The following is a 14,213-nucleotide window of genomic DNA, read 5'->3' as shown; positions in this document are numbered from 1 at the left end:
TGCGGCGAGGGACGCGTGGGGCAGCGGCGCGCGAAACGCCGAGTGCGCGGGATGGGGGGTGCGCGGGATGGGGGAGCGCGGGATGGGGGTCAGTCGTTGACGGGCCGGAACGCGTCCGCCCGGAGCTGCTTCTTGCGGGAGACCTGTTGGCCACGCCGTTGCCGGGCCGCCCGGCGGGCGTCCGCGGCCGGCGCCCGACCGCGCCGCGGGTCCTCGGCCGGGGACGCCCCGCTGACATGGGCCGCGTACGCCCGGACACTGGGGTAGCGGAACAGGTCGACGATCCGCGCATCCTCGTGCACCCGGTCGCGCACCTCCGTGAGCAGCTGGGCGACGAGGATCGACGTGCCCCCCGACTGGAAGAAGTCGTCGGCCGGGCCGATGCCGTCGTCGCCGAGCACCGCTCGCCAGACCGCAAGCAGCCGGGCCTCCAGATCGTTCGCCGGCTCTTTGGCCGTCTGCTCCCGGGTGTCGACGCGGATGTGCGGCAAGGCGTTGCGGTCCGTTTTGCCGCTGCTGGTGGTGGGCAGGGCGGCACAGGGCGCGAAGGCCGCGGGCACCATCTGATCCGGGAGCAGATCGGCGAGCCCGGCCCGCAGATACGCCTCGTCGATCACCGCGCCGGGGGCCGGCACATAGTGGGCGACCAGCAGGCCGCGCTCCCGCTCACGCTGGACGGTCACAGCGGATTCAGCTATTCCGGCAAGGGAGTTGAGCGCGTGCTCCACCTCCTCCAGCTCGATCCGGTAGCCGCCCACCTTGACCTGGTTGTCGACCCTGCCGACCAGCTCGATCTCACCGCTCGGCAGCCACCGGGCGATGTCCCCCGTGCGGTAGACACGACCGTCGGCGGACAGGGAGGGAGCGCACAGGGCGGGGAGGGTGGGGAAGCGTTCGGCGGTGAGCCCGGGACTGCCGACGTAGCCGCGGGCCACACCGGCCCCCGCGAGGACCAGCTCGCCGAACATGCCGATCGGCACGGGGCCCAGCGTCGCGTCCACCACGTGGGCCGCGGTGTTCGCCAGCGGCCGGCCCACGAGGATGCGGTCGGGCTCCCGCGGGACCTCCCAGCAGGTCGACCACACGGTGGTCTCCGTCGGTCCGTACATGTTCAGCACGCGTGGGATGCCGAGGTCCTTGAGCTGTCGGGCCAGAGTGAGGTCGAGCGGCTCGCCGCCCACCATCAGCAGCCGGAGTCCGGCCAGGGCGCTTTCGGCGCCGGGCAGGCGGAGCACGCCGCGCAGCAGCGTGGGGGTCGCCTGCATGGCCGTCGCCCCCTCACGACGGATGAGCTCCGGGATGGTCGCGGGCGCCTGAAGCCCCTGCGGGTCACTCGTGGTGTGCCGCAGCGTCTCGGACGTCTCCGAGAGCACCACGGGAACACCGCGGGCCACGGTCCACAACAGCTCGACCACCGCGATGTCGAAGGTGACCTGGGTGACGGCGAGCCACACGGCCGGATCCGGAGGCGAAGCCACCGCGTCGAGGGCGGTGAAGAGGTTCAGCACATTCGCGTGCGATACCTCGACGCCCTTGGGCCGCCCGGTGGAGCCGGAGGTGAAGATGACATAGGCGGCGTCGGCGGCGGCCTCACCCGGGGAGCCGGCCGTCCCCGGGTGCCGGAGCAGGTCCGCGGCGCTCAGCCGCACACCGGCGAACGACGGGCATCTGCCCTCGTACACCTCCCCGGTCACGAGCGCGACGCAGCCGGCCGAGTCGAGCATGGACGTGGTGCGCCCGTCCGGAGCGGCCCCGTCCAGGGGCACGTAAACCAGCCCCGCCCGGAGGATCCCCAGCAGCACGGCGATGAGCTCCGGCGACCTGGGCACCAGCACGCCCACCCGGCCGCCGGGCCGCAGCCCCGCGGAGCGCAGGCCGGCGGCGACGGACTCGGCCCTGCGCGCCAGTTCACCCCGGGAGAGCACGGACCCCCGGAACGTGACGGCCGCCCGCTCGGGATCCTCGCGCAGCCGGTCGAGGAGCTCCTCCTCCACGCGCCGCGCCGGCACCGGCCGGCTGGTGCCGGCGTTCCACCGGTCGATGCGCCGGGAGCTGCCGGGGTCGATCAGCGGCAGGTCCGCGAGCCGTGCGTCCGGGTCCTCGCACATACGCTCCACAAGACGGACGAAACAGTCGGCGAAGCGCCGCGCGTCGGCCTCGTCGAACAGCGTGTCGTTGTAGACCAGCAGCCCCTGCAGGCCGGCCGCCCGGCTGTCTTCGCGCAGCTTGAACATCAGGTCGTACTGGGCCGAGTAGAAGGGGGTCGGAGCGGCCTCGGCGTGGACACCGGGCAAGGTGAACTGCTCGCCCGGATAGGTCTGCAGGATGAAGATGGTCTGGAAGATCGGGGAGTGCGAGCTGCTGCGCTCGGGGGCCGTCGCCTGCACCACCTGGTCGAAAGGAAGGTCCTGGTGGGCGAAGGCGTCGAACGCGCTGCTCCGGGTCTGCGCCAGGTATTCGCGGACGGTACTGCTCTCATCGACCCGGGTCCGCACGGTGATGGTGTTGAAGAACAGCCCCAGGGTCCGCTCCAGCGCCGGATAGGGCCGGTTGGCCAGAGGGCTGCCGACGGCGATGTCGGACTGCCGCGTCATACGGGACAGCAGCAGTGAGTACGCCGCCATGAAGGTGCTGTAGAGGGTGGTGCCGGTCTCCCCGCACAACCCCCGTACCTTGTCGAGGAGTTCGCGTCGGTACCGGAAGGTCAGCGCGGAGCCGCGATAGCTCTGCACCGCCTGGCGCTGCCGGGAGGGGACCAGGTCAAGCAGCGGTGGAAGCTCGGCGAGCCTGTCGCGCCAGTACGCGCGCTGCCGCTGCGCCAGGTCGCTGCCGAGCCATTCGCGCTCCCAGACGGCGTAGTCAGCGTATTGCACGGAGAGCTCGGGTAACCGCGGGCTCCGCCCGGCGACGCGCGCCGCGTACAACTCGGACAGTTCCTTCTTGATCAGCCCGGTGGACCAGCCGTCCGAGATGACGTGGTGCTGTGTGACGACGAAGGTCCACCGCCGCTCCGCCGTGCGCAGCAGGTCGAAGCGGATGAGCGGGGCCGCGGCCAGGTCGAAACGCGTGGAGACGACGTCGAGGAGCAGCCTGTCGTATTCCTCCGGGGTGTCCGCCCGGTGTGTCCCGAACGGCGCCGCACATGCGTCGTCGATGGTCTGGAACAGGCCCTCCGGCGTCTCGGTCAGGGCCGTGCGCAGGATCTCGTGGCGCCGCACGAGATCGTCGGCGGCGCCGCGCAGGGCCGCTTCGTCCAGGTCGCCCCGGAATTCGGTGGCGAAGTACATGTTGTAGACCGACAGGTCGCTCGCCGTCTGCTCCACCAGCCACAGGCGCTGCTGGGCATAGGACGCGGGGATCGGTTTCCGGCGGTCGACGCGCTGAATGCGGACGCCGCGACGGTACTGCTCCTCCTCGTACTCGCGGAAGAACCGGAGTATCTCCGCGCGTTGCGTGCGGATGGAGTCCTTGACGGCGTCGGTGAGGGCGCCGTCGGGGCCTGACACCGACAGCTTCTCGCCGTTGGGCGCGATGCGGATCCCGCGCGCGGACATGTCCTCCAGAAAGCGGGTGACGCTCACAGTTCCACCGTCTCCATCGCTTCGTCGGTCGGGGCGGTCTGCGTCGCGTAGACACGCAGCGCGGCAAGCTCGCCCTGCACGAGCTCGGACATGCCTTCCAGCGTCTCGGCGTCCAGCAGATCGCCGAGGGGGATCCGCACCTCGAACAGCTCGCGGATCCTGGTCATGACCTGGGAGGCGAGCAGCGAGTGCCCGCCGAGGTCGAAGAAGCTGTCCTCGGGCGCCACCTCGGGAACACCGAGGACCGTCCGCCAGATGGCGCCCAGTTCGGTCAGGACGTCCTGCGCACCGTCGGAGCGGGAGGTGGCGGCGGTGGTGCCGGCAGGTATGGGGGTGTGTCCCGCGGTGGCATCCGGCGCCGGAGCGGCCCAATGGCGGGCCTCGTCGAACGGGTAGCCCGGCAGCGGAATCCGGCGTCCGGCCCCGCGCAGCAGGTGCCAGGACACGTCGGCGCCCCGTTCCCAGCAGTGGGCGACCAGACGCAGCCACTGCTCCCAGCCTGCCGCGCCGTCGAGCAGGCCGGGGCAGCCCGGCAGGGGCGCGGAGGCTTCTTCTCCGGTCACCGCGGCCCGGGTCATCGTCGGCAGGTGTCCCGTCGGCGGTACGCGGCCGGCGGGGAAACCGGTGCCCGAGGTGAGCGATCGCACCTCGACGGCCAGAGGGGTGGGCGGGCAGGTGGCGAGGTCCCGTTCGATCTCGTCCAGCAGCCGTTCGCAGACGCTCAGATCCCCGCCGGGCAGTGACGCCTCCAGAGCCCGGCTGTGACGCTCGGCGCAGCGGAGCGCCACGTCCCAGGGCAGGGCTCCGGCATGGGCGAACGCCAGGTACTCGCCGGCGCCCACCGCGGCCACGGCGTCCGGGACGACTCCCCGTGCGGCCAGGGCGTCGAGCAGGCCCCGCGCGGTGTGCGCCGCGACCACCGCCCGGGAGGCCCCGGAGCCCGTGTGCTCCAGGGCGCGGCGGAGCTCCGGGATGCGCTCGCCGAGCCGCTCGTCGAGCGGGTACGGGTTCTCGTCTCCGAGGTCGATCGCCAGCACGAGCCCTTCCGCCGGCGCGGGGACGGGCTTCTCGCGCAGGGCGGTGCTGATCCCCTTGAGGGAGGGGGAGACCCAGGCCCGGCGCAGCGTGCGGTGGTGGCGGCCCTCTTGGAGGGTGCGGGCCACATCGCCCGGGGCGTGTTCCTTGTGGTCCAGCGTCTCGGCGAGCCGGTCGCAGAGCCGGTCGAACGAGCGCGGCGTATGGGCGGAGAGCGGGAAGATGTGGGGCTCGTCCGGGGCGGCCGGCCCGGACGGTGCGGGTGCGGATTGCCTGGGTGGCTGTTCCAGCACCAGGTGGACGTTGGTGCCGCCGACGCCGAGCGCGGTGACGGCGGCGCGCCGGGGGTGCTCCGTATGCGGCCACGGGTGGGTGCCCACGCTGATGTACAGGCCGCTGTCCCCCAGGTCGATGAGGGGGTTGAGTTCGTCGTGCCCCACCGTCGCGGGCACCGTGCCTTCACGGACGGCGAGTACGGCCTTGATGAGCCCGGCCATGCCGGCAGCGGTGTCCAGGTGCCCCAGGGACGACTTCACGGCACCGATCGCACAGGGAGTGGTGGCACCCAGCTGTTCCCGGGCCTCGCGGAGCGCCGCGAGTTCCACGGGGTCCCCGAGGGAGGTGCCGGTGCCGTGCGCCTCGACGTACCCCACGGTCGCCGGGTCGATACCCGCGTCGGTGAGGGCGGCGATGACGACGTCGCGCTGTCCGCGCACGCTCGGCGCGGCGAAGCTCTGCCGGTCCGCCCCGTCGTTGTTGAGGGCGGAGCCGCGGATGACGGCGTGGACGGTGTCGCCGTCGCGCAGGGCGTCGTCCAGGCGCTTGAGGACGACGATTCCCGCGCCGCTTCCGGGTACGGTGCCCGCTGCCGCGCTGTCGAACGGGCGCAGCCGGCCGTCCGGGGACATGACGGAGCCGTCGAGCGCGCGATAGCCGTGGTGCTGTGGCAGCCGCACGGACACCGCGCCCGCCAGGGCGAGTTCGCACTCGCCCGCCAACAGGCTGCGCCTGGCGAGGTGGACGGCGGTGAGCGAGGTGGAGCACAGGCTGCTGATGAAGACGCTCGGCCCTCGCAGGTCGAGATGGTAGGAGACGCGCAGGGGCAGCGCGGCGGGGGCGTCGGACATGGACCGGTGGGTCCGGGCGCCGCTGTCCGGGCTGGGCAGCGTCGCCGCGTAACGGTTCTCGCCGGAGCCGCAGAAGACCCCGACCCTGCGGTCCTCGCCGCCCGCCCACCCCGCGTGCTCCAGGGCGTGCACCGCTTCCTGGAGGAAGAGGCGGTGCTGCGGATCCATGGCAGCCGCCTCGGCGGGCGGGATCCCGAAGTAGGCGGCGTCGAACATCTCCACGTCTTCGAGCGCCCCGGCCACGGGAACGTAACTCGGGTCGGCGAGCACCTCCCGGGGGACGCCCTTCGCCGCGAGTTCGTCGGCCGTCAGCGGCACCAGGGACGTCGTCCCCTTCATGAGCGCGTTCCAGTACTCGTCGGTGTCACGGGCGCCGGGGAAACGGCAGGCCATCCCGACCACCGCTATGAGCTGGCTCTCCTGCGCAAGGGTCATGCTCATCCTCCGTCGTTCTCCGGGCCACTCAGCGAGCGGGCGACAGCGGCAACGGTCGGGTACTTGAACAGGTCCGTCACCGACAAGCCGGGCGCGATCTCCGTCCTGAGCCGGCGATGCAGATGGATCAGGGTCAGTGAGCTGCCCCCGAGCTGGAACAGGCTCACGTCACGGGGCACCCGGTCGGGTTCCGTGCCCAGGACCTCCGCCCACAGCGCGGCGAGCCGCCGTTCGAGGCCGGTACGCGGTTCGCTGTGCGACGACGGGGCGGCTCCCGCCTCGGGCAGTGGCAGCGCTCGTACGTCCACCTTTCCGGTGGCGGTGAGGGGCAGCTCCGCCAGCCGTACGAAGTGGGTGGGCAGGTGCTCCGGGGGCAGCCGGTCGGCGAGGTGTCCGCGGAGGTCGGCGAGGACGTCGTCCGGTTCGGAGACGACGTAGGCGAGCAGGGAGTCCGGGAGCTCGGGGCGGACCGTCACGACGGCGTCCTGGATTCCGGGGTGCCCGAGCAGCAGGTTGCGTATCCCGTCCAGTTCCACCCGCAGTCCGCGGAGCTTCGCCTGCCCGTCGTCGCGCCCGTGGAACTCGAGCAGGCCGTCCTCGGTGAAGCTGGCGAGGTCACCCGTCCGGTAGAGCAACGCGCCGGGATCCTCGCCGAACCGGTGCGGTACGAACCGTTCGGCGGTCAGTCCGGCGCGGTTGGCGTATCCGAGAGCCAGCGGGAGCCCGCCGAGGCAGAGCTCCCCCACGAAGGTCGGGGGCAGCAACTGCCCGCCGGGCCCGAGCACATAGGCCTGGCCCCCGGGAATGGGACGGCCGATGGGCACCGCCGCTTCCGGCTCGGCGCCGGGGCGGCACACGTGGGACGTCGCGTCGCAGCCCGCTTCGGTCGGCCCGTACAGGTTGGTGACCTGGGCATGACATCTCTTTCCCACGGCTTTCACGACCCAGGAGTCGAGGGCCTCTCCACCGGCGAAGATCCAGCGCAGCGCGGGGAGGCCGCCCCACCCGTCCTCTGCCAGCAGGGCCTTGAGCAGGGTGGGGACGAACTGCGCCACGGTCACCGCGTGGCGCCGCATCTCGCCGAGCATGGACGCCGGGTCCCGGTGCGCACCCGGAGGCGCCACCACCAGCGTGGCGCCCACGGTGAGCGGGGCGAGGTACTCCCACACCGACGCGTCGAAGATGGGCGGCGTCTTGAAGTAGAAGCGGTCCTCCGGGCGGAAGCCGAACTCGTTCCGCTTCCACCGGAGGTTGTTGGTCAGTGCACGGTGCGGGACGACGACCGCCTTGGGCAGCCCGGTGCTTCCGGACGTCGTGATGACGTAGGCGGGGGCCTCGGCGTCCACCGGCCGGTCTTCGAACCCGTCGCCTGGGGCAGCGGCTTCGGCGGCGTCCAGGCCGAGCGGCTTCACCCCGGGCGGCAGAGCGTCGAGTCCGGCATGGCTCGGCGCGATCACGGCTGCCGCTCCCGCGTCGGACAGGACGAAGGCGCGTCGGCGCGGCGGCTGTTCCATGTCGACGGGGAGGAAGGCCAGCCCGCATCGGAGCACGGCCAGGGCCGCCTCGACGAACCGGGCCGACCTCGGCAGGCAGAGCGCGACGACGCTCCCCGAGGGGAGGCCGAGGGCCGTGATACGGGCGGCAAGGGAGCGGGAGGCCCGTTCCAGTTCCCCGTAGGTGACCTCGTGTCCCTCGTCGATCAGGGCGACCTTCTCGGGGGCGGCGGTGGCCTGACGCAGGAAGGACTCCGGGACGTGCGGCGAGTCCAGCTCGCCGGGCGGCGCGTTCCAGGTGTCCAGCACCAGGGAGCGGTCGGCCTCGGTGATGAGCTCCACTTCCCGCGCGGCGCCGTCCCAGCCGTCGAGGATCTGGCCGAGCACGGTTTCCCACGCGCGGGCCAGCCGCTGTGCGGTGGCCGGGGCGTACACGTCGGGATCGAAGTCCAGCCGCCCGGTGATTTCGGTGCCGCTGATGTTGATGGCCAGCAGCAGTTCCGACTTGCCGTCACGCGGGATCAGCGGGATGCGTTCCACATCCAGCCCGCGCAACCGGGGGCCTGTGCCCAGGTCGTTGACGGACAGCATGGCCGGGAGGGCCGCACCGCCACCGGCGATCACCCGCATGCGGGCCCACAGCTTCTCCAGGGACTCTCCCTGATGCTCCAGGCAGGTGAAGAGCGATTCCTGAACCCCCCGGACGTACTCCTGAAGGCTTGTTTCAGCCTGCGGAGGGCAGCGGAAGAGCATCATGTCCGTAAACAGCCCCACCACCCTGTCGAATTCGGTGCGTCGCCAGTCGACAGCCGGATAGGAGACGACGACGTCATCGGAGCGGAGGAAGTGCTGAAGCGTCAGAGAGTAAGCGGACAGCAGCACTGCGAAGGGGGTCACCCGCCGGCGTTCGACGAGCTCGAAGAAATCCGCCCGAAAGGACAGCGGGCAGGAGGAGTGGCGAATGGGCGACTCATTGCCGTACGGGCGCTTGCGTGGTGCGGACGCGAGTACGTCCATGCCCTCCAGGTATTTCTCCCAGAAGTCGGTGTGTTCCTGCTCTTCGGGGAGATTCGTCCACTCCTGCTGCTGGCGGACGTAGGCGAAATAGGGCGACTCGTCAATAGGTGCATCCGCCGGGAGGCGGCCGTCGAGGGCCTCGGTATAGGCCTGGCCTAATTCCTCGATGATCAGGCCGACCGAAGGTGCGTCCACCGTGATGTGGTCGAACACCATGAGGAGAACGGCGTCCTGCGGGGACAGCCGGAACAAGTCGGCTCGCACACGGCACGCGGTTTCACCGGAGAACGGCTCCGAAGCGGCTGCGGTGAGCCGTTCCTGCAGCTCATCGGCTGTCACCTGGTGTACGTCCAGGACGCGATCCGGCGTGGGGCGTACGCTCTGACGAAGTTCGCCGCTCGATAACTGATGAATCGCCACACGCAGCGCGGGGTGCCGGTCCAGCACCGACCGGATGGCCTCGGCAAGCTCCTTCTCGGCGACGTGACCTGAAAGGCGGTAGGCCACGGGAACATGGTAGGAGTCCGCGTCGGGCTGGAGTTGCTGCGACGCCCAGACGGTCTGCTGCTGCCGGGACAGCGGATGCCCGGCGGAATTCACAGAGTCACCCTGGAGAGGTGCTGGAATGCGAGATGTCCTGGTTTCCTTGAGCTTGCCTGAATATCAGCGGCGATATGCCTCAAAACCGGCGATCCGCTGGATCTGGAAGCGCGCATCTGAATCGATAGATGACCCACTGTTGCCCCCCGTAACCGAGTTCCCCGTGAGCAATTCCTCTAACAGAAGATCGCAGTGAGTTTGCGACACGCGGCGTGGCGCCGACCAGAGCTGTCCCGGTTTTGTGATGCAGGTCACGCACTTGGGGGTGTGGATTGAGGAGCGTACCGCCTTGTTGCCCGCTTTGGTGCGCATGATGTCGGCCGTGACTCTTGGCGATATTAAGTCTGGCGTGGCTGATTTTCATCGAGCCTCTTGACTCGGCGGTTGGCCGTGCGAATCGCCGTCGTCTCCAGGCGGGCGCGAGCGGCGGCGCCCACGGGTACGGCATCGGCGCCGAGCCGGGCACGGACCAGGCGGACCGGGTGACCACTGACCGGGGGCTCCTCGGCGAGCTCTGCCCGTACGACGGGCTCAAGAAGGTGCCAGGCACGGCTGACGCCGCCACCGATCACCACCGTGGTGATGTCCACCAGGCCGGCTGTCATGACGACCGCCCGCGCGAGCCCGGCGCCGGCGACGCGGTACACCTCCAGGGCGTCCTCGTCGCCGTACGCGGCCGCGTCGGCGACCTCTCGCGCGGTGAGCCGGCGGCCGGTGCGGTCGGCGAATCGGGCCCCGATGGAACGGCCGGAGGCCAAGGTCTCCAGGTGGCCACGCCCCCCGCAGGTACAGGGCAAATCGCCGAATCCGGGGATGTGCCCGATCTCGCCGGCCGCGCCGTGCGGGCCGGTGAAGAGCCGGCCGCCCGCCCACAGTGCGCCGCCCACGCCCGTGCCCAGCGCAATGCCGAGAACATCGGGCTCGCCCCGTACCGCGCCGCCCGATACCTCCCCGCGCAGGAACGCGTTGACGTCGTTGTCGAGGAACGCGGGAACGCCCAGGGCGTCCTCCACGGCGGCGGTGACAGGGAAACCTGACCAGCCGCTGAAGGAGTCGCTGGCCACCAGGATGCGGCCCTCGGCGGTGTCCACCACCCCGGCCGCGCCGACGCCGGCACCGATCAGCCGGCCGGGCGTACGCCGCAACAGCGGTTCCAGTACACCGAGCGCGGCGTCCATCATGGCCTGCCCGCCGGAGGCCGCCGGAGTGGTCGTTCCGGCCCGGTCGAGCACCGTGAGGTCGTCGTCGCACAGCACTACCTGGGTCGTGGTCCCGCCGATGTCCACGCCGGCGAACAATGGGCGGTCGTTCACGCCTCGGCCTCCGTGCGTCCGGCCGCCAAGGTGGCCAGGCGTTCGGCCCTGCGTCCGCGTTGCACCACCGGGTCGGGGACCGGCACGGCGGCCAGCAGCCGCCGGGTGTAGTCGGTTTCCGGGCGCAGCAGCGTCTCATCGGTGGGGCCCTGCTCCTCGATCCGCCCGGCCCGCATGACGGCGACCCGGCGGGCGAAGTGCTGGACGACGGCGAGGTCGTGGGAGACGAACAGGCAGGCGAAGCCCAGCTCGTCCTGCAGTTCCGTGATGACCTTCAGCACGGACTCCTGCACGCTCACGTCGAGCGCGCTGGTGGGCTCGTCGGCGACCAGCAGCCGGGGCTCGAGCACCAGCGCGCGGGCCAGACTGACCCGCTGACGCTGACCGCCGGACAGCTCGCGGGGGGCGCGCCGGACGATGTCGCGGGGCAGCCGGACCCGGTCGAGCACTGCTTCAACCCTGCTGCGCTGTTCCTGGGCGGACAGTTCACGGCGATGTACCCGCAGCGGCTCGGCGACGCACTCGCCGACCGTCATCCTGGCGTCGAGCGAGGCGACCGGGTCCTGGAGGACCACGCCTATGCCGGACCGCAGCCTCCGGCGGGCACGAGAACGGGTACGGGCCAGGTCGGCGCCGAACAGCGACACGGCGCCGGACGTCGGCGGGATCAAGCCGAGTGCGACCCGCGCCGCGGTGGACTTGCCGGAGCCCGACTCGCCCACCAGGCCCAGGGTCTCGCCGGGGCGGACGACGAGCGAGACACCGTCCAGGGCGTGCACCGCGCGCTTTCCGCGGCCGAACACCACCGAGATGTCGCGCAGTTCGACGACCGGCGCGGTGGCGTCGCCGCTGCCGGACCCGTCGTCCGGGCGGGCCTCGCCAACTGCCGTGGCGCTGCGGCGACGTGAGGCCGGCGGGCGCTCGTCGGACTCCGCGACCGACAGCCGGGGCACGGCGGCCAGCAGCCGCCGGGTGTAGTCGTGGGACGGGCGCAGCAGTACGTCCTCGACCGGGCCGGTCTCCACGATCCGGCCCTGGTACATCACGGCGACCCGGTCCGCGAAGTCGGCGACCACACCCATGTTGTGGGTGACGAGCAGGACGCCGGTGCCGGTCTCGGCGGCGAGCCTGCGCAGCAGGTCGAGGATCTCGGCCTGCACGGTGACGTCCAGCGCGGTGGTCGGCTCATCGGCGATCAGGAGGGCCGGGTCGTTTGCGATGGCCATGGCGATGACCACCCGCTGGCGCTGGCCCCCGGAGAGCTGGAAGGGGTAGGCGGCCGCGCGTTTCTCCGGCTCGGGGATGCCGACCCTGCGCAGCAGGCCGACGGCGCGAGCGGCGGCGTCCTTGGCGGAGACGTCGTTGTGGTTGCGGATCACCTCGGCGATCTGCCTGCCGATCCGGGTGAGCGGGTCGAGCGCGGTGGCCGGCTCCTGGAACACCATGGAGACGGTCCGGCCGCGCAGCGCGGCGAGCCCAGCCTCGTCAGCGCCGACGATGTCGGTGCCGTCGATCACGGCCTGGCCCGTGACACGGGCGTTTCCGGTCAGCAGCCCCATCGCGGCCAGCGCGACGGTGGACTTTCCGGAGCCCGACTCGCCGACCAGAGCGAGGGTCTCACCGGGACGGACGTGCAGGGACACCCCCTGTACGGCGGGAACCTCCGCGGACTCGGTGGTGAAGACGACACCGAGGTCGTCGAGTTCGAGAATCGGCTCGGCCGTCAGGGCGGCGGAGGCCTGGGTGGCGGTCATCCGCGTCCCCTCACGTCGAATGCGTCACGGAGCCCGTCCCCTATCGCGTTGAACGCCCACACCACCAGGATGATGGCCAGGCCGGGCGGCAGGATGAGCCACCAATAGCCGGAGTAGGCGGCGGTGAGTCCCGCGGAGAGCATGCCGCCCCAGTCGGTGGCCGGCGGCTGCAGGCCCAGGCCCAGGTAGGAGACGTACGCTACGAGGAGGATGGCGTCGGCGATCTGGAAGGTCGTGGCAACGATGATGGTCGACACGGAGTTGGGCAATATGTGCCGCAGGATCGCGCGGGCGTGTGTTCCCCCGATGGCCCGCAGAGTCAGTATGTAGTCGCGATTCTTCAGGCTCAGGGTCTCGGCCCGGATGAGCCGCGTCGGCACCAGCCATGACACCAGCCCGAGGATGAGGATCAGGCCGGCCAGGCCGGGGGTGGTGATGGCGGAGACCACCAGCAGGATGAAGAGGGCGGGGATGGCGATGCCCGCGTCCACGATCCGCATCATCACCGCGTCGATCCAGCCGCCGGCATAGCCCGCGGCCGCGCCCCACAGGGTGCCGATGACGGTGGCCAGGACGCCTGCGGCGAGACCGACGACCAGCGACACCTTGCCGCCGTACATCAGCCGGCCCAGCTCGTCGTGGCCGACGGCGTCGGTGCCGAGCCAGTGTGTTCCGCTCGGCGAGAGGTTGACCTGCTGGAGGGCCGTGTGGGTCTGGTCCGTGTGGTACACCAGCGGGCCCACGAAGCAGAACAGGACGAAGAACACCACGACGCCGAGCCCGGCGACGGCGAGCCGGTTGCGCAGGAAGCGCCGCACGGCGAGCCGGGTGCCGGAGCTCTCACGGGGGGTGTCCGCGGTGCCGGGCGTCTTGGCCGGCTGGATGACGGCGCTCATGCCCGGCTGCCTGCCTTCACTCGGGGATCGATGATCCGCTGGACGATGTCGGCGAGCAGCGTGCCGACCACGGTGGCGACGGCGATGACCAGCACGCAGCCCAGCAGGACCGGGTAGTCGGAGGCCTGTGCGGCGGACCAGAACAGCAATCCCATGCCGGGGTAGTTGAAGAGCTGCTCCACCACCAGCGCACCGCCGAAGAGCACCGGCAGGTAGTAGCCGAGCATGGCGATCACGGGGGTCAGGGAGTTACGGAAGACGTGCCGCCGCAGGATGGCGCGGGAGCGGGAACCCCCGGCCCGCGCCGTCCTGACGTAGTCCTCGGAGAGATTCTCCAAGGTGGCGGCGCGCATGTAGCGGCTGAACACCGCGACCATGGAGGCGGCGCCGGCGGCCACCGGCAGTACCAGGGCCTGCGGGTCGGAGAACACCTGGGCGAGCGAGTCCCCCTGCGGCGCCTGGGACGGGAACCACGGCAGCACCTGGCTGAACACCAGAATCAGGATCAACCCGAGGAAGTACACCGGCGTGGAGTAGGCGATGAAGCTCAGCGTGGTGATGACATAGTCCACCGGCCTGTTGCGGCGCACGGCCTGCCACATCCCCAGCGGGATCGCCAGGAGAAGGCCGATGACCATCGACAGGACGGTCAGGACCAGGGTCTTCGGCAGCCGCTCCCCGATGAGCCGGGAGACCGGCGCGTTCAGGGTGTACGAGGTGCCGAGGTCGCCGTGCAGCAACTGGTTCAGGTAGTGGAGGTACTGCACGGGCAGAGACTGGTCGAGGCCCTGTTCGTGGTTGAAGCGGGCGATCTGCTGCGCCGTGGCCTGCGGGCCGAGGATGCCGCGGGCGGGGCCCCCGGGCAGGGCGTGCAGCAGACCGAAGACCACGATCGTCACGATCACGATCACCGCGACGGCCTGGAGCACGCGTCTGATCAGGTACGAAGGAGTACTCATGTG

The 14,213-nt window shown here is 71.1% G+C and carries 7 protein-coding genes; all 7 read right to left on the bottom strand.

The features are described 5' to 3' along the window. Positions 1-89: 89 nt before the first annotated feature. Positions 90-3,581 (bottom strand): amino acid adenylation domain-containing protein, encoded by a 3,492-nt coding sequence (locus ACH4U7_RS21390; RefSeq protein ID WP_398529453.1) that lies wholly within the window; start codon positions 3,579-3,581, stop codon positions 90-92. Next, positions 3,578-6,178, bottom strand: a complete 2,601-nt coding sequence (locus tag ACH4U7_RS21385) for a beta-ketoacyl synthase N-terminal-like domain-containing protein (protein WP_398529452.1) — start codon at positions 6,176-6,178, stop codon at positions 3,578-3,580. The genes ACH4U7_RS21390 and ACH4U7_RS21385 overlap by 4 nt, the downstream gene beginning before the upstream one ends. A 2-nt stretch (positions 6,179-6,180) precedes the next feature. Further along, on the bottom strand, positions 6,181-9,288 hold the full coding sequence (locus ACH4U7_RS21380) for an amino acid adenylation domain-containing protein (RefSeq protein WP_398529451.1): 3,108 nt from the start codon (positions 9,286-9,288) through the stop codon (positions 6,181-6,183). 338 nt (positions 9,289-9,626) lie between these two features. Beyond that, positions 9,627-10,586, bottom strand: a complete 960-nt coding sequence (locus ACH4U7_RS21375) for an ROK family protein (RefSeq protein WP_398529802.1) — start codon at positions 10,584-10,586, stop codon at positions 9,627-9,629. A gap of 11 nt (positions 10,587-10,597) precedes the next feature. Next, positions 10,598-12,355 carry a dipeptide ABC transporter ATP-binding protein gene (locus ACH4U7_RS21370; RefSeq protein WP_398529450.1) on the bottom strand — a complete coding sequence of 586 codons (1,758 nt, stop codon included), beginning with the start codon at positions 12,353-12,355 and terminating at the stop codon, positions 10,598-10,600. Continuing rightward, complete coding sequence (locus ACH4U7_RS21365; RefSeq protein WP_398529449.1) at positions 12,352-13,251, bottom strand: ABC transporter permease; 900 nt, start codon at positions 13,249-13,251, stop codon at positions 12,352-12,354. The genes ACH4U7_RS21370 and ACH4U7_RS21365 overlap by 4 nt, the downstream gene beginning before the upstream one ends. Further along, a complete protein-coding gene (locus tag ACH4U7_RS21360) occupies positions 13,248-14,210 on the bottom strand; it encodes an ABC transporter permease (protein ID WP_398529448.1) in 963 nt (320 codons plus the stop codon). Before ACH4U7_RS21360 ends, ACH4U7_RS21365 begins: the two co-directional genes overlap by 4 nt. Between the last annotated feature and the right edge of the window lie 3 nt (positions 14,211-14,213).

It is taken from the genome of Streptomyces sp. NPDC020845, from assembly GCF_044334165.1.
GTDB lineage: Bacteria > Actinomycetota > Actinomycetes > Streptomycetales > Streptomycetaceae > Streptomyces.
The sequence above is the reverse complement of the archived record's forward strand: the minus strand, read 5'-3'. Positions and strand labels throughout refer to the sequence as shown.